Source organism: Erythrobacter sp. (genome assembly GCF_011765465.1).
Taxonomy (GTDB): domain Bacteria; phylum Pseudomonadota; class Alphaproteobacteria; order Sphingomonadales; family Sphingomonadaceae; genus Erythrobacter.
Genome location: NZ_CP050265.1, coordinates 942279 through 958592 on the forward strand (window position 1 = coordinate 942279; position 16314 = coordinate 958592).

A 16314-nucleotide genomic window follows, 5' to 3' on the forward strand; every position below is an offset into this window, starting at 1 on the left:
CAGCGATATGGTGCGCAGCCTTGGCTGCGCCAAGTCTCCGGTTCACTCAGTGATCTGGCGATCGAGCCGGGCAACCCTCTCGCGCAGTGAGCGCGTCCAATTGTCCTGAGCCGTGCGCAGGTCGTGAAACGCCGATTGCACTGCCGCAACCTTTCCGGCAGCCTCGATCTTGGCAGCGGCGCACCGCGTTTCAATTTCGGCCCATTCCTCGTCGGGGATAAAGATCTCGTCCTGCTGCTGGTCATTGTGATCCGCCCAATGGGCATCGCCTAGGGTCTCGACCAGTTCGGAGAGGGCTGTCTTGAGTTTGGCCTTCTCCGCCTCGATCAGGACATGCTCGGTTCCAGCAAGGACTACGAGATACCAGTCGAGGACACGGTAGAAGAGCTGCTCAAGGTAATGCGCGGCTTCGGCCCCGATCTTGGTCGGATCGCCTACCGGATCATGGGTTTCGCGCCACGCTGCGGCGAGCGGCTCGCGCATGGCCTCTTCGACCTTTTCGAAGCGCCTCAGGCCTGCGCGCAATATCGATGCGAGCGTCTCACGATGCGAAATGCGGGTCTGAAGATTGGAATCACGCAGCTGCTTCCAAATCGGGATCAGGGTGAGCAGCGCAATGGCAATGGCCGCGAGGCCGGTCAGCAGGGTCTGGAAATCATAGACCATGCACCAGAACGAATTGGTCGGCCCGTCACCCAGCTGGGCGCAATAGTTTTGCATGGTGCTGCTAGCCTCCAAGTGTCAGGCTGTTCCACTCGGGAAATTCCCCGCGTCGCACAAGAGCTTGCAGGACCGAGACGACAAGGCGATCGGCTGCATCGAGATCGGCGGCTCTACGCGTAGGGAGAATGCCTTCGTGCACGGCTTTCGAGCGGGTCGCATAGAGCTCCTTCATGTCCTTGGAAATGCCGCTCCGCATTTCGGGGTCAATGCCGAGAAGCCAGGCCGCCCTGCTGGAGATCTTGTGCGTGATTTCCGCGTTCGAACCGCCGTTGTCGTGCATGAGGACAATCTCGGCGGCCATTCCGAGATCGAGGGCCCTGTTGACCGGGTCTGGTGAAGTCCGGGACCTGCCCAATCGGTCGATCGCCCGCGCGACGACCGCCAATTCGGTGAAGGTAGCGAGCGAAGAGTAAAATTCGTCGACAAGGTCAAGGTCGAGCGGGAAGGGCGCGAGTGGAAGCGTTGCGGCCGGTCGATAGGCGGGATTGCCTTCGACCTGGAAAAGCGATTGGCGGTCGCCGAGAATGACCGACATCGGCATTTCGATCCCGCCCGATGACGCCAGCAGGCACGCCATGCGAACCCGTTCGCGGCTCTCCCGGCGCGCAGTCTGGTCGGGCGCGGTCACGCCATTGCAGCCGGAGTCGTCAGCACTCGTGAAGGCGGGCGTGACCGAGTATGGCTGGACCAGGAAGCCTGTTTGGGCGCGCTCCTGCGGCCACTGAAAACGGTAGGTATATCCTTCACGGTCGAAGATATCCTGCGAAGGCGGGACCAGACGCAATCCTCCGGCAAGTTCGCGTCCCGCGTCGAATTGCGCGCCCAGAATGGGGGAGACTTCCTCGTAGGCGCCGACATTGCGCGCAACCTCGGAATGGAAGGCCGCAAGAATTTGTTCGGGCGTCTGCTTTGCAACAAGCCGGTCGATAGCCCATTCGCCGAAGCGGGTGCCTACCTCGGCACGCGCGCCATCGCCGCTATCGATCCGGCAGGTGGTGAAGTGGCAGAAGGGTTCAATCGCGGCAAGGCGTGCCTGTGCCCGGGGGACAGTGTCGCTTCGCCAGAAGCCATACTCCTTCGCGCGGCGGATTTCGCTCAGTTCCGCTGCGAGCTCGTGCAGGAACGACAGGGCCTGTGCTTCATCGCTCATCGAACTTTCCTGTCTGTCCGCGATTGGGTTTACCAAGTGCAATAGGGCTTCCGGTATTCTCGCGCTACGTTGTATCGGGTGCGAAATTCACAATTATCGTAGCATCTTATCTCGGGCCTTCTGCTGGCGTCCAGCGAAGGTCGTGGGCCAGGAGAGAGCCCATCTATTTTGTTTGGAACAAAAGCGGCAGCTTTCGGCAAGAGCTTGAGCGAGCTCGATCGGCCGAAATCGGGCGCAAAGTTGCCGAGCCGCGAGGCTGTCTGATGTCTAGCTCGCCGCATATCTCCACAGTTGCCGGATCGCTTTGCAGCCGCTTCGCAACATGCCCACTGCTAAGATGCTTTCTTCGTTAGCTGGCATCCAGCGTCTGCTCAAAGGATCGTCCAAGCTGTCTTGAGCCATCAGCCCGGTTAATCCAGCATGTTGTGACTTTTATCCAAGCTTCTTGGAGTCAGGCCGACCGCAACCAATTGATTCTTGGTCGAGCGAATCCAAGCTTTTATTGCGTCCCACACCTGTTGTGTCGGCTGCCATGAGCGGTGAACATTTCACGTCCCCAACCCAATGCTCACCGCCGACCAGATGAGATCGGCAGCGTTCGTGTGGAACAGATCGATTGTTCCCAGCACATGGCCGTCCAGGAGATAACTCGCGCCGTCGGGTTTTGTCGGGAAATGACCTCCGAGAAATCGTAGTCCCTTCAGCGTCGGCAGCAGACATTCCCCCAGAACGATCTGAAAGCTCGGCCCGTCAGAGATTGTCGTTTTTGCCGCAAGTACGGCCGGGAGGACGGGCTGGCGGAACTTTCAAGGCTCGGCGCATGGTGGAGGGAGCGGACTGCTGCCGCGAATGCTCCACTCTCATCGGAAAAGGGACGCTCGCCTCGGGTCTGCGGATCCTTCGCGGTCAGGTCGTGAGGACGGCGGGGCTGTGAGTGTGGACCGCCCACCGCATCGCGGCACTGTAATCCTTCACGCTCGTCGTGTTTCCAAACTGATCGAGAATGCGCACCCGGTTGAGCTGATTGCGCCACGTCGCGAACTTCTTGGCCTTGAAACCGACGCGCAGCTCCGCCGTGTTCGCTGAAGGCGAATTCGCGCTGACGGACCGGAGCGACCTCGTCGCGGGGCTGCGCTACGACTACGGCAGATTCGCAAGCCGGGTCAGCGTGCTGGCGCGCAACCTTCTTCGAGAAGGACCATTTCACCGTCGTCATCGTCGCCAATCCGGGCGCCGAATTCGCCGCACTGGGCGATCATCAGGCATTCTGGCAGCGGCTCGACGCGAATTTCTGAACGGCACGTGGCAAGCGGGCATGGCGATGCCGGACTGCAAGGGGACACAAGCAGCCCGGCATCATGGTGTGGGTGAGCGCCTCACGAAAGGCCGCGCTCACCCGGAACGGCGTCCGGCGATCACCGGGCGACGAGGCGGATCTTGCGGTCCTTGCGGGCGAGCTGCTGCTGGCCGTATTTCGCCACCGCAAGGTCGCGCGAGGTCTTCGCCGCGATGCGGGTTTCCGCCTGGCATTCGCGCACCGCGCGGTCGAAGGTCGGCCTGCCTTCGGTCCTGCCGCAGACCGCTTCGACAGCGGCTTCGATGCGGCGGTCGAAGATCGCCTGGCCGGCCTCGCTCGACAGGTCGAGATCGGCATAGCTGATGTCGGCCGAGCGCGGCTCGGCGGCGTTCGCGGCCGAAAGCGGCAGGAGGCTCGCGGCGAAAGTGATGGCGGCGGTGGTGATGGTCTTGGTCATGGGTCTTCTCCTCGTGTGCAGGGCGGCGGTGCGCCGCGTCCGGTTTGTCCGAGTGAGCCGTTCCGGTGTGATCCGGAGGGCCCGTCGGATGAGTTGGAGAATGACCGGGTCGACCTTATCGCGCTTCACAAGAGGCGTGATTTGGCCCTTATGAAAAGCTTATTTTTGCAGCTCGAAGGGTGACTTGGGGGGTGTTTTCTGCCCTAATCGACATCGGGCGCGTTAATTGACGCAGATGTCGATGCAGCGAGGCGCTACGCCATGAACGAGCAACCGGGCCGGTCCGAGGAGGCGCTCGCACAGCGCGCGCGGCGCATCGACCTTGCCCATCACAGCGATTTCGCGCTCGGCCCGGTCCGGGTGCGGCCCTCGCTGCGGCGGATCGTCGGTCCGGACGGCGAGGCAATGCTCGAGCCCAAGGTGATGCAGGTGCTTATCGCCCTGTCGGACCCGATCGGGGCGCTGCTTTCGCGCGACGACCTGATCGATCGCTGCTGGGACGGACGCGTGATCGGCGACACCTCGATCAACCGGGTGATCTCGCTGCTGCGCGGGGCGCTGCGCGATGTCGCAGGCGAGGCCGTCGTGGTCGAGAACGTGCCCAAGGTCGGGTATCGGCTGGTGGTGCGCGAGAGCGAGGCGGAAGGCGAAGCGGATATTGCCGAAGGCGACGATGCGGACGCCCCCGGTTCTCCCGCTGCGGCGAAGAGCAGGCGAGGCCCGTTCTTCGCAGGAATCGCGGTGCTGGTCGCAGTCGCGCTCGCCGCTGTCTTCGCGCTGCTGCGCCCCACCGGCGATGAGCCCCTTCCCGACATCAGCGTCGCCATGCTCCCGCTCGGTGTCGCTGAGGGCGTCGACCCGCTCTACGCCGCCGGGCTAGAGAGCGAGCTGCGCGCCCAGTTCGCCCAGGTCGGGGCGATGGAAGTCACGGCCAGCGAAAGCGCGCGGATGCTGCTCGAGGAGGGCCTCTCCCCGACCGAGATCGGCAAGCGGCTCGGCGCGCACTATGTCTGGGCGGGCGATTTCGCGGTCGAGGCGGAGCGCGCCGCGCTCGACCTGCGCCTGATCGATGTCGATACGGGCGAGGAAGTCCTTGTCGACCGCCTGTCGAGCGCGCCCGACGCCGCCCAGCACCTGCCGTTCCGCACCGCCCGCTCGGTCTCGCTCGCGCTCGGTCGCCCGGTGCGCGAAAGCACCCTGCCCGAAGCGGTCTCGGCGAGCGATTTCAAGCTCTACCTCGTCGCCAACGGGCTGATGCGCACTCGCGGGATGGACCAGCGCCGCGCGGCGCTCGAAATCCTCGGCGAGGTGACCGCGCGCAACCCGCGTTTCGCGGCCGGCTGGGGCGCGCTCGCCAAGGCCCATTTCCTCTATCCCGCGCAAGGGGTCGAGGAGACCGCGCGATATCGCGGCATGGCGCGCGCCTTCGCCGAGCGCGCTCTCGAAATGCGGGCCGACACGGTCGAGGCGCTCAAGGTGATCGGCATCGCCTCGGAGGAACCCGAGGTCGCGCTCGCCAATCTCGAACGCGCGGTCGAACTCGACCCGGGCGATTCCGAAGCGTGGTTCTGGCTCTCGATCCAGCAGCAGCGTTTCCTGCTCGAAGGCGGCGATCCGATGGCGAGCGCGCTCCGGATGGTCGCGATCGACCCGCTCTGGCCGGCGGTCTGGAACGTCTCGACACTCGCCGCCGAATTCGGCCGGGGCGACCTCGCGCGCAAGATGGAGCGCGACATCGCCGCCGCCTCGGCGACGCCGGCGCAGGAAATGTTCGCCGAAGCCCGGCTCGCCCGGCTCGAGGGCGACCTGTCGCGCTTCGTCGAGCTGACCACCCGCGCCTCGCGCACGGCGACCGATGGCGAGCGGCTTTACAGCATCTATATCCCCGACCGCATGATCCGGCTGCTGCTCGACCTGCCGCTGGCCGATGGCCAGAGGGTGCGGCGGGGCAGCGCGCCCGGGATGCTCGAACGGCTCGATCGCGGCGACCTGCCCGCAAGGGCCGAGCTCGAACGGGCCGGGCTGGCGGGCAAGCGGGCGTGGGACGATCCGCGCTTCATGGAAGTGGCTGCGCCGCTTTTTCTCGAAACCGGACGTGAGCGGGAGATGCTCGAGGATTACGACGCGCGTTTCGCAAGCCCCGCCGCCTTCGCCGCCCATGCCGAGCAGACCGGACAGCCCTATGCCGTCATCACCGGCGTCTCGCCCTATCTCGTCCTCGCCCTGCGCCGCGCCGGACGCGACAATGAGGCGGCAGCGCACCTTGCCGCGATGAAGAAGGCGCTTTCCGAGGCGCGCGCCACCGGGCTCGAATGGCTCGATCCGCTGCTGCTCGAACTCGACATCGCCGCCCTCGAAGGTGACGCCGGGCGCGCCGCGGAGGTGGTCGCGAGGCTTCCCGATTTCGGCTGGCCCTTCGCCCCGGCGCGGGTCGATCCGAGCGTGCACAACCTGCTGCGCTCTGATCCGCTCTATGGCGAGATCCGCCAATTGCCCGAAGTCGACGCGGTTCTCGATCCAATCCGCCGCCGCTTATCAAGGGAGCGTGCGGAAGTGCTTTCGCTCGGCTTGTGATTGGTCAGGTTGGCCCGCAACTGAAAAATCTCGCGCTTCCCTTCGCCCAAGGCATCAGGAGGCGTTGAGTTCAGCCCCGGTCCTTACCATGCTTGATGGTTCGGGTTTGAGCTCGTCGCATTTCCCGGCAACCAGATGCCAAGGCGATGTTCGCTTTGGTCCGAGCAGCGGAAGGTAAGCCGGCGCTTGGTCGTTCATCAGCGCAAGTCGCCCACCGTGATGAATGGCGCCCAACTGCTTGGATGATCGGCGAATTCCAGGCTTTCGTCGTTCCGGACATCGATCATCGCCAATTGCAATGCCGTGCCGCGCGACATTCCCGGGTTTTCGGCCAGCATCCGGACAGCCCCGGATGTCAGCAGGGGGGCGACATCGTCACGCACGGGCCAATGCGAGGCGAGGAGGCTGCGTGCTCCGGCAAAGAAGAACGACCGTGCAAGGCCGGACAGGCTGCCGCCGCCGAGGCCGTCGGCAGCCGCGGTGTTGCAGGCGCTCAGCATGACCCAGTCGGCCGACAGGTCGAGCGTGAGGATTTCCGATGCGGTGAGCAGGCCATCGTCATGCATCGTCGCTTCCTCGGGAGGTGTGAAGACGAGCCCCGGCTCGGACGCTATGCCGCCTTCTCCGGCTTTCAGCCCATGCGTCGCGAAAGCCAGGAACCGCACATTGGACAGGTCTTCATCCTTGACCGAAGATTCGGTTGCAGAAGCGCCGAGATAGAGCACCTCGGAGCCCTGCTGCAGCGATTGCGCCAGCATCCGCACTTCCTGCGCCGTGCCCGGCAGGCGCGCAAGAGCGCGTATGCTTGCCGGGTCGGCCAGTGGCGGCCCGTCCCTGCCATTGGCGGAAAGGGCGATGCGCGTGCTGGCGACCGAACCTGCGTTACGCCCGCCGCGGGTTGCCGCTTCTCCTTCGAGAATCGGGTCGGCAAAGCCGACGATCGAGCGCTGCCTGCTTGCGGTTTTCACGTTCGTACGGAGAAAGGCGAGCGAGGCGATAGATGGCAATTGCGCCATCGCGAACCGATCTCCCAGCCAGGACATCGCCCGGTAATCGTGATGCCTCTCGCCTGCGGTATCGGGCGCGGCAGCCACAAGGACGGTCAACGGGATCGACGCGAGCTCCGGCCCGGTCGCATAGAGAAGCGCATCGCTGGCCGCGAGGACCGGCATCACGGGTTCGATGAGTTCGCGGAATAGATCATGCGCGGCCCCGGCCTCGAAGCCTGCGTCCCAGTAACTGATTACGCCTGCACCCCAAGGGTCGAGATCCTCGCGAAGCCTGCGTGCAGACCCGGCGACTTCGTCGGCCGTCAGGTCCGACTTGTGCCAGGCTTCGCCTTCGGGAGTGACGGCCATGACGTGCGTGCCGTATTCCGTGGGCAGGACCAGGACCACGGCTTCACCTTGCCCCAGCAGCGCGCGCGCCTCGGCAAGGGGAAGCGCTCTGGGGCGGATCAGCCGGAAGAATTCGGGCGCGGCCTGCTGCAGTTGCCAGTCGATGTCTTCCTGGCGCGCCACAGCCTGCCGATACTCCCGGCTGCCTGCCATTCCATCGCGCGCCAGGCTGGCGATTTCCCGGGATATGGCCTCGCGTTGGCGGGCCAGCTCCCCGAACCCTGCGCGCGCCGCGAACTCGCTTGCCGCGTTCTGCGCGACCGCCCGTGTCGCGCGGTCCTGCAGGGCGTCCTGCGCGGCGGCGAAGGCTTCGGCGAACAGGGCTTTGTCCGCGTCGCCATTTTCCTGTGCGAGACGCCATGCCGCTTCCACGAAACCGGAGAACTGCTGTCTTGCATCCTGCCCGAAAGGAAGGTCTTCCGGTGCCGAGAACTGATCCGCGATCACGGCATTGGCTTCCGCGCCCGGCGGGCGATTGTCGCGCACGCCGCGCAGATAGCGGATCGCGAACCGAGCGCTGTCGAGAGCAAGGGCGGACCGAGTGTCGGCTCGCAGGAGGATGCGGGCGAGCTGCGAGCGGGCCTGCGGCAGATAATATTCGCGCTCCACCGGGTCCGATCCCGGCTGCCAGGGATAAAGTTGCTCGGGCGGCACCTCGTTGAGGTCAGGTGCGAGAACGGCCCGCGCAAGGGCTTCGGCTGCCAGGTCGCTGTTTCCCAGCGCCGCCTGGGCGTTCGCCAGATAGGCAATGACGGTCACTTCCATGTCGGACTGGCCGAAATTGTCATCGCCCAGCGCATCGAGCCAGCGTGCCGCCTCTTCCACGACCAGGTCGTAGCGGCCTGCTTCGGTCATCCCGCGCAGCAGTTCGCGGGTTGCGAAGTAGAGGGGATAGGGACGAAATGCGCCGATCTCGCGCAGCTCGAGATCGCGCGACGTCACGAGATTCTCGACAAGTGCATCGCCCGACAAGTCCGCCCGTTTTTCGAACAGGTTCCGCAGTTCGGAGCGTGCCGGTTCGTCATAGGTGTCGAGGCGCCAATCGAATTCCGACGGAAGGTCTTCCGATGCGAACATGGCCTGACGCTCGGCGTCTTGCTGCCAATTTTCCAGATTCCCGGCCAGCTGCCGCACCAGCGCATTGTCCTGCCCCAGCCGCGCTTGCGCGGCGGGGAGGGCCTCGGCGGAAAGCCGGCTGACCAGGTCGACATGGACCCGGTCGTAATCGACGGCGCGCACGGCAAGGGTGGCACGGGCAAGCGTCCGGAGGTAAATTTCGCTGTCCGGCGTGTAGGTGCGCTCGACATAGCGAAGCAGGGCCATCGTCGCCTGCAGCCATGCCGCGTCGGACTGCCAGGTGGTCCTTTGCTCCTGATATTCGGAAAACAGCTCGGCATAGCGTGCGTCCGTCGCAATCGCCTGCCGCTCGATCCCAGTTACCTGCTGGGGCGGGGATGACGGCAGTGCGGCGAAATCGCGCGGACCGGGCAGGAACTCGTATGTGTCGGGCGCCCGTCTATCGATAAGTCCTGCGCTCTCCAGCGCGCTGTCGCGTCGCCGGCGAAGGATCCTGCTCAGCGCATGATCCGGGCCCAGCCTCCTCGCGACGGCCGGAAAGGCCTCGACGTATAGTTGTCGCATGAAAGCCGAGTATCGCCCTTCGAGATCCAGGTAATTGACGACATCGAAGGTTTGGTCGAGCGTCTGAAGATAGAGGTTGTCATCGGGCTGATAGGCTTGCGCGACATAGGCCATCAGCTCCACGGAGGTTTCCAGGACAGCCTCGTCACCGGACGCATTCCGGATCGCGGCGAAGAGCTCGGCGTAGCGGGGATCCGCAGCGATCGCCTCGCTTTCGATCGGATCGATGGTCTGCGCCGCAACGGCGAGGTTGCCGCCCGGAGCGAACATCAGGATACCAACGCAAGCGAAACCCAGTACAGACAATCGATGACGCAACCGCACGCTTACCCCCCTCAAGCCTTCTTCATGACGCGAACGTCACCAGGCAAACGCCTGCGAACGGACGGTCATGTTTGAGAGACAAGCTTGTCTGCCTGCAAGGGCAAATATCCAATAGGCTGTGTCCGGATCATTCTTGAATGGCCGGTGATCCAATTCGACCGTCACTGGAGCAGCAGGTTGCTCCGACGACAAGACAAACGTGATACGTCGAGTCATCCTGGTTGCAGACGGTCGGAGCGACGATAAAGGGGCCGCCGGCCGTTGGAAAGCTGAACGAGATCATATCCTCGCTGGAGCGTCTCCTCACTCACTCAAAAGCAAACTTGGGCGATCCGCTTCTTCCGCGATCGCGAGCGACGGCTGCGAGGTCGGGGGCGCAATTCGTTTGGCAGGGACTCCAAATCGATCATGCCGCATCATTCAGGCCGAAGTCGGAAACCCGTTACTCGAACAACGCCGTGTCGGTCGTCTTCTTTTCAGTCGGCGCAAACGGCGTCGCTGAAATATCAAAGCAGCGCCGAATGCACCGTGTCTTGTGAATTCGGTCTAGGCTCGAACGCGTCCTCGTGATCTCGTCAAGATCGAAGCCATGTGCTTCGGCATCCTTCCTGCTGATCTTGGCTAAGGCAGGCTTGCGTTATCTGTCGAGGCGCAGCGCGGTATGAATGGCTCCCCGAGTTGGATTCGAACCAACGACCAAGTGATTAACAGTCACCTACTCTACCGCTGAGCTATCGGGGAGCAGCCCCGGTCTGTCTGCCGGAGCGAGCCGCGCGTATATGGGGGCATATCCCGTTTTGCAAGAGTGTTTTGAAGTGGATTTCCCGAGCTTGCGGCTGAGGCATCAGGTCATGCGGTGACGAACTGTTCGGAGACGATCCGCTCCTCTAGGCTCTGGCCTGGATCGAACAGCAGTTCGAGCTCGGTATCGCGCGCGATCTCCAGACTCACTTCGGCGATGTCTCGCAATTCCTTCTGGTCGGCGACCGCGGCGACCGGGCGCTTGACCGGTTCGAGCACCTTCAGCACGATCTTCATCCGGTCGGGCAGGATCGCCCCGCGCCAGCGCCGCGGGCGGAAGGGGCTGATCGGGGTCAGCGCGAGAACCTCGCTGTCCAAGGGCAGGATCGGCCCGTTGGCCGACAGGTTGTAGGCCGTCGAACCCGCCGGCGTCGCCACGAGCACCCCGTCGCAGACCAACTCGCGGATCCGCACGCGACTTCCTACCGTGACCTCGATCTTGGCCGTCTGGCGGGTTTCGCGCAGGATCGACAATTCATTGATCGCGCACAGGGAATGGCGCTCTCCGCGCTGGGTCACCGCCTCGATCCGCAGGGGCGCGATCGCCTTGTGCTTCGCCCGGTTCAAGCGCCCCAGCACGTCCATGCGCGGGGTATAACGGTTCATCAGGAACCCGACCGTGCCGAGGTTCATCCCGAAGGCGGGGATGATGCGGCCCGAATCGAGCATCTCGTGCAGGGTCTGCAACATGAACCCGTCCCCGCCGAGGACCACCGCACTATCGGCCTCCTCGAGCGGGGCCCAGTCGTGCTGGCCGACGAGGACATCGTAAGCCGACTGCGCACGCTCGGTATCGGACGCGAGCAGGCAGGGCCTCGTGAACTGGTGCGGCTCTACGCCTGTCCTCGCCATTCTCTCCCCCGTCCGGCCCTTTGCGATGCTCCCCGACACCTCGCGGCAATTGCAGATTCGTCACCATGTTTCAATTCAGGCCGTCTTCCCGATTAGCCTGCCTTTTTCGAGCAGGCCATGCTTAAGAAAGCACCACGCGGTTATCGGCGGGCCTTTCGATGGAAGACCCGTGAAAACGAGATCCGATCGCGAGGGAGCGCGAAACCTGATGGAACGGCGACAATCGCTGCGAGGAACCGGGCACGCAGCAATGCCCAAGGGCGGCTCGATCATGCCGGGCGTGCGCCCCGGCGCGCTCGAGGCGGACCTGCTCTCCGCGCTCGACCGGCGCGAGATCGAAGTCCTGTTCCAGCCGCAGTTCTCCGCCGCGACAGGCGCGGTCGCCGGGGCCGAGGCGCTGGCGCGCTGGCGCCACCCGACTCTCGGCGAGATCGGCGCGCGCGACCTGTTCGCCATCGCCGAGCGCGCCGCGCTTGTCGCGCCGCTCTCGCGCCATGTCGTCGCGCGCGCGCTGGAGGATGCGGCGCGCTGGCCGGAAACGCTCACGCTCTCGCTCAACATCACGCCGGAGGAGTTGGGCGACCCGCGCTTCGCGGCCGATTTCGCGGGGCTGATCGGGCGTAGCGAGATCGCGCCGCACCGGCTGATGCTGGAGATCACCGAGGATCTGCTGCTGCGCAACCTGAAACAGGCGGGCGAGGCGCTGGCCGCGCTTCGCAAGCTCGGCTTTCGCACCGCGCTCGACGATTTCGGCGCGGGCTTCTGCAATTTCCGCTACCTGCGCGAACTGCCGCTCGACGCGCTGAAACTCGACAAGACCATGCTGGACAGCGTACCGCGCGATCCGACCGCGCTCGCGGTGCTGCGAGCAATGATCCAGCTCGGCAAGGCGCTCGACCTCACGGTCTATGCCGAGGGCGTCGAAAGCGAAATCCAGCGCGCCGCCGTGGTGAGCGAAGGGTGCGATTACTGGCAGGGCTTCCTGCGTGCACAGCCGATGAAAAGCGAGGCCGTGCTCGCACTCGCCCGCACCGCGCGGGGCAAGGGCCACGGGTAACCCTGCGGCCAAAGCGGACAAAGGTTACACCCTGTCACCTTTTCGGCGCGCCGATTTCGCCAGTAATGCCGGTATCTTACAGTGGAAATCGCGAAAGTGACGGACACGGGGAAGGGGGGCTTTTTCGCTCATTCTTCGCGCGCCTGATGCCCTCAAGGGGCGCGGGTGGGGATGACGACGATGCGAAGGAGCAGGCGGAGTCTCTAGAGCCGCGCGGCTGTGTAGGAAATGGCGCCTTTCTGAGGGCACCCTTAGAACGGCCGGTCTTCCGGACGCTGCGACATCGCCTCTTGCCGGCGCAGGAGGAAGCGCACCCATCCGAAAACGATAGCAAAGCCCGGTCCTGTCCCGAGGCAGGCCGCGACGATGTGGCCGTTATTCACCAAATACACCAACAGGGCGATGACGGGGATCAGTGGTATGCTGAGCAGCCAGCGCCATTGATAGAACGTTCGGGGCGGGCGCACTTGCCGATCGACGAACCGCTCGACACGCTTGGCGAGAGCCGAAAATCTCATGCCGCCTGTTTGCCCTTCGCCTTCGCCGCCTTCCTCACGATCCCCGAAAGCCCCTTGGTCAGCTGGAAGAGGCCATTGAGGCGGCTCTGCGGGTCGCCCCAGGCGCGGTTGATGACGAGCTTCATGTCGGGGCGCAGCTTGGCCGTCCCTTGCAGGCGGTCGACATAGGCGATGAGGCCGGCGGGGTCGGGGAAGTCGTCCTTGTGGAAGGTCACCAGCGTGCCCCTCGCGCCGACGTCGATCTTGGCGATGTTGGCGGCGATCGCCTGGTGCTTGATCTCTATGAGGCGCACGAGGTTCTGCGTCGGGGCGGGCAGGTCGCCGAAGCGGTCGATCATTTCGGCAGCGAGGCTCTCGATCTCGGCCTTGCCTTCGGCCTGGTTGAGGCGGCGGTAAAGCGCCATGCGCACCGCGAGGTCGGGGACGTAATCCTGCGGGATCATGATCGGCGCATCGACCGTGATCTGCGGGGAAACCTTGTCGCGCGCAGGCTCGAGGCCCATCTCACCCGCCTTCGCGGCGAGGATCGCGTCCTCGAGCATCGACTGGTAAAGCTCGAAGCCGACCTCGCGGATATGGCCCGACTGCTCGTCGCCCAGAAGGTTGCCCGCGCCGCGAATGTCGAGATCGTGGCTTGCGAGCTGGAAGCCCGCGCCGAGGCTGTCGAGATCGCCGAGCACTTTCAGGCGCTTCTCCGCGACTTCGGAGAGGGCCACGTCCTTTTCGTAGGTGAGATAGGCATAGGCGCGCAGCTTCGCCCGCCCGACGCGACCGCGCAGCTGGTAGAGCTGGGCGAGGCCGAAGCGGTCCGCGCGGTGGATGATGATGGTGTTGGCCGAAGGCAGGTCGAGCCCGGATTCGACGATTGTTGTCGAGAGCAGCACCTCGTACTTGCACTCGTAGAAGGCGCTCATGCGCTCCTCGATCTCGCCCGCGCCCATCTGGCCGTGTGCGGAGACGACCTTCACTTCCGGAACGTTCTCGTGGAGCCATTCCTCGAGCGGGGCCATGTCGGAAATGCGCGGCACGACGATGAAGCTCTGCCCGCCGCGGTGGTGTTCGCGCAGCAATGCCTCGCGCATCACCATGTCGTCCCATTCCATCACGTAGGTCCGCACGGCGAGGCGATCGACGGGCGGAGTCTGGATGGTCGATAGTTCGCGCAGGCCGCTCATCGCCATCTGGAGCGTGCGCGGAATCGGGGTGGCGGTGAGCGTCAGCATATGCACGTCGGAGCGCAGCTGCTTGAGCTTCTCCTTGTGGGTGACGCCGAAGCGCTGCTCCTCGTCGACGATCACGAGGCCGAGATCCTTGAACTCAGTCGATTTCGACAGGATCGCGTGCGTTCCGACGACGATGTCGATGTCGCCCTTTGCCAGCCCCTCGCGGGTTTCGGCCATTTCCTTGGACGAGACGAGGCGCGAAAGCCGCCCGATCTTGAGCGGGAAGCCTTCGAAGCGGTTCGCGAAATTCTGGTAGTGCTGGCGGGCGAGAAGGGTTGTTGGCGCGACGACCGCGACCTGCCGCCCGCTCATCGCCGCGACGAAGGCGGCGCGCAGGGCGACCTCGGTCTTGCCGAAGCCGACATCGCCGCACACCAGCCGGTCCATCGGCTTGCCGCTTTCAAGATCGCGCAGGACGTCCTCGATCGCGCGTTCCTGGTCGTCGGTCTCCTCCCACGGGAAGCGATCGACGAACTGGTTGAAGCTGGCCTCATCGGCTTCGAAAACGGGGGCTTTCTTGAGCGCACGCTCGGCGGCGACCTTCATCAACTCGCCCGCGATCGCGGTGATGCGCTCCTTGAGCCGGGCCCGGCGTTTCTGCCACGCTTCGCCGCCCAATCGGTCGAGCGGGACCGCCTCTTCGGAGGAACCGTAGCGCGAGAGGACGTCGATGTTCTCTACGGGTATGAACAGCTTGTCGCCGCCGTGGTATTCCAATGCGACGCAATCGTGCTGGCTCTTGCCCACGGCGATGGGTTCAAGGCCGAGATACTTGCCGATGCCGTGCTCGACGTGGACGACGAGATCGCCTCTCGACAACGCTTGAAGTTCGGCGAGGAAAGCGTCGGAATTGCGCCGCTTCTTCTTGCGACGCACCAGCCGGTCGCCGAGGACATCCTGTTCGGTGACGATCTCGAGGTCGTCATTGGCGAAGCCCGCCTCGAGCGGCAGGACCATGATCGTCGCATCGCCCTTTTTCGAGGCGCCGAGCGCCTCCTGCCAGCTTTCCGCCATGCGAGTCGGCGTGCCGGCTTCGGAGAGAATCGATCCGATCCGCTTGGCGCTGCCGGTGGAATAGGCGGCGAGGAGCGGGCGCTTGCCGGCCTTGGCGATGGCCTTCAAATGCTCGGCGGCGGCTTCGTAGACATTGTCGCCGCGCGCCCGTTCGGGGGCGAAGTCGCGCGCGGCCCGGAAGCCGAAATCGACCGAGGCCGAGCCCTCGGGCGCGGCGAAGACGCTCGCGCGGTGAGCGGGGGCTTTGGCGAGCGCGCGGGCGAACTCGTCTTCGGCAAGATAGAGCGCGTCTTTCGGGAGCGGGCGATAGCTGCCCGACTTGTCAGATCCGGTGCGCGTGCGCTGGTCGTGGTAGTCGGCAATGTCCGACAGCCGCTCTTCGCCCGCGCCGAGCGATTGCTGGTCGATCACCATCACGTCGGTGGAATCGAGGTGGTCGAACAGGGTCGCAAGCTTGTCCTCGAACAGCGGCAGCCAGTGCTCCATCCCCGCCAGCCGCCTGCCGTCGCTGACCGCTTCGTAAAGCGGATCCTGCGTCGCCGACGCGCCGAAAAGCTCGCGGTAGCGCGACCGGAACCGCTTGATGCTCGCCTCGTCGAGCAGCGCCTCGGAGGCGGGTAGGAGCAGGTGCGAGTCGAGCGTGCCCGTCGAGCGCTGCGTGTTCGGGTCGAACAGGCGAAGGCTTTCCAGCTCGTCGCCGAAGAAATCGAGCCGCAGACCCTCATCCAGCGAAGAGGGGAAGATGTCGACGATCGACCCGCGCACCGCGAATTCGCCGTGGTCGACCACGGTGTCGGTGCGCGAATAGCCCGCCCGCGTCAGCAGCGCGGCAAGGCTGTCGTGGCCGATGGTCGTGCCCGGCGCGAATTCGCGCACGCTCTCGCGGATGCGGAACGGGGTGAGCACCCGCTGCAGCGCGGCGTTGACCGTGGTGACGAGAAACTGCGAGCCGCCCTTGGGGTTCTGCAGCCGGTGAAGCGCCGAAAGCCGGGCTGCGCTGATCGAGAGAGCCGGGCTCGCGCGGTCGTAGGGCAGGCAGTCCCATGCGGGAAATTCGATCACCTCGACCTCGGGCGCGAAGAAGCGCGCCGCATCCGCCACGGCGCGCATCGCAGCATCGTCGGGCGCTATGAAGACCGCGCGCTTTCTCGCCGCGCGGGCGAGGTCGCCCATGACGAGCGGTAGGCTCCCGCGCGGGAGCGAGGTCAGCGTCAGCGGCGTTTCGCTCGTGAGGATGCGGGAGAGGTCGGGCATGGGCTTACAGGGTCAAACGCGCTGGCGCACGG

At 64.8% G+C, this 16314-nt stretch carries 9 protein-coding genes and 1 tRNA gene; 2 read left to right on the forward strand and 8 right to left on the reverse strand.

Annotated elements, in window-relative coordinates; genetic code table 11:
• Positions 1-42: 42 nt before the first annotated feature.
• The 3 genes from G9473_RS04560 to G9473_RS04570 form a co-directional block, all read right to left on the reverse strand.
• A complete protein-coding gene (locus G9473_RS04560) occupies positions 43-720 on the reverse strand; it encodes a hypothetical protein (protein ID WP_291136424.1) in 678 nt (225 codons plus the stop codon).
• A 7-nt stretch (positions 721-727) separates the two neighbouring features.
• Positions 728-1873, reverse strand: coding sequence for a HEPN domain-containing protein (locus G9473_RS04565; RefSeq protein WP_291136425.1), 1146 nt, complete (start codon positions 1871-1873; stop codon positions 728-730).
• 1415 nt (positions 1874-3288) lie between these two features.
• Positions 3289-3627, reverse strand: a complete 339-nt coding sequence (locus G9473_RS04570) for a UrcA family protein (RefSeq protein WP_291136428.1) — start codon at positions 3625-3627, stop codon at positions 3289-3291.
• Between the two features lie 261 nt (positions 3628-3888).
• Between G9473_RS04570 and G9473_RS04575 the strand changes: the two genes are divergently transcribed.
• Entirely contained in the window at positions 3889-6201 is a 2313-nt protein-coding gene (locus tag G9473_RS04575; protein WP_291136431.1) for a winged helix-turn-helix domain-containing protein, read from the forward strand.
• A 197-nt stretch (positions 6202-6398) separates the two neighbouring features.
• Here the strand turns inward: G9473_RS04575 and G9473_RS04580 are convergent, their stop codons facing one another.
• The 3 genes from G9473_RS04580 to G9473_RS04590 form a co-directional block, all read right to left on the reverse strand.
• Positions 6399-9509, reverse strand: coding sequence for a CHAT domain-containing protein (locus tag G9473_RS04580; RefSeq protein ID WP_291136434.1), 3111 nt, complete (start codon positions 9507-9509; stop codon positions 6399-6401).
• Positions 9510-10229: 720 nt separating this feature from the next.
• Positions 10230-10304 (reverse strand) — tRNA-Asn (locus tag G9473_RS04585).
• A 108-nt stretch (positions 10305-10412) separates the two neighbouring features.
• A complete protein-coding gene (locus G9473_RS04590) occupies positions 10413-11216 on the reverse strand; it encodes an NAD kinase (RefSeq protein ID WP_291136437.1) in 804 nt (267 codons plus the stop codon).
• A 208-nt stretch (positions 11217-11424) separates the two neighbouring features.
• Here G9473_RS04590 and G9473_RS04595 point away from each other — a divergent pair, with 208 nt between their 5' ends.
• Positions 11425-12273: an EAL domain-containing protein gene (locus G9473_RS04595; protein WP_291136440.1), complete on the forward strand. Its 849-nt coding sequence runs from the start codon at positions 11425-11427 to the stop codon at positions 12271-12273.
• 251 nt (positions 12274-12524) lie between these two features.
• Here the strand turns inward: G9473_RS04595 and G9473_RS04600 are convergent, their stop codons facing one another.
• Positions 12525-12791, reverse strand: coding sequence for a hypothetical protein (locus G9473_RS04600; protein WP_291136443.1), 267 nt, complete (start codon positions 12789-12791; stop codon positions 12525-12527).
• Entirely contained in the window at positions 12788-16282 is a 3495-nt protein-coding gene (mfd, locus tag G9473_RS04605; protein WP_291136446.1) for a transcription-repair coupling factor, read from the reverse strand. Before mfd ends, G9473_RS04600 begins: the two co-directional genes overlap by 4 nt.
• Between the last annotated feature and the right edge of the window lie 32 nt (positions 16283-16314).

Bases quoted from the DNA above. Each gene is read 5' to 3' on its own strand.
- G9473_RS04560 (WP_291136424.1), bottom strand. From the start codon at position 720: ATGCAAAACTATTGCGCCCAGCTGGGTGACGGGCCGACCAATTCGTTC.
- G9473_RS04565 (WP_291136425.1), bottom strand. From the start codon at position 1,873: ATGAGCGATGAAGCACAGGCCCTGTCGTTCCTGCACGAGCTCGCAGCG.
- G9473_RS04570 (WP_291136428.1), bottom strand. From the start codon at position 3,627: ATGACCAAGACCATCACCACCGCCGCCATCACTTTCGCCGCGAGCCTC.
- G9473_RS04575 (WP_291136431.1), top strand. From the start codon at position 3,889: ATGAACGAGCAACCGGGCCGGTCCGAGGAGGCGCTCGCACAGCGCGCG.
- G9473_RS04580 (WP_291136434.1), bottom strand. From the start codon at position 9,509: ATGTTCGCTCCGGGCGGCAACCTCGCCGTTGCGGCGCAGACCATCGAT.
- G9473_RS04590 (WP_291136437.1), bottom strand. From the start codon at position 11,216: ATGGCGAGGACAGGCGTAGAGCCGCACCAGTTCACGAGGCCCTGCCTG.
- G9473_RS04595 (WP_291136440.1), top strand. From the start codon at position 11,425: ATGGAACGGCGACAATCGCTGCGAGGAACCGGGCACGCAGCAATGCCC.
- G9473_RS04600 (WP_291136443.1), bottom strand. From the start codon at position 12,791: ATGAGATTTTCGGCTCTCGCCAAGCGTGTCGAGCGGTTCGTCGATCGG.
- mfd (WP_291136446.1), bottom strand. From the start codon at position 16,282: ATGCCCGACCTCTCCCGCATCCTCACGAGCGAAACGCCGCTGACGCTG.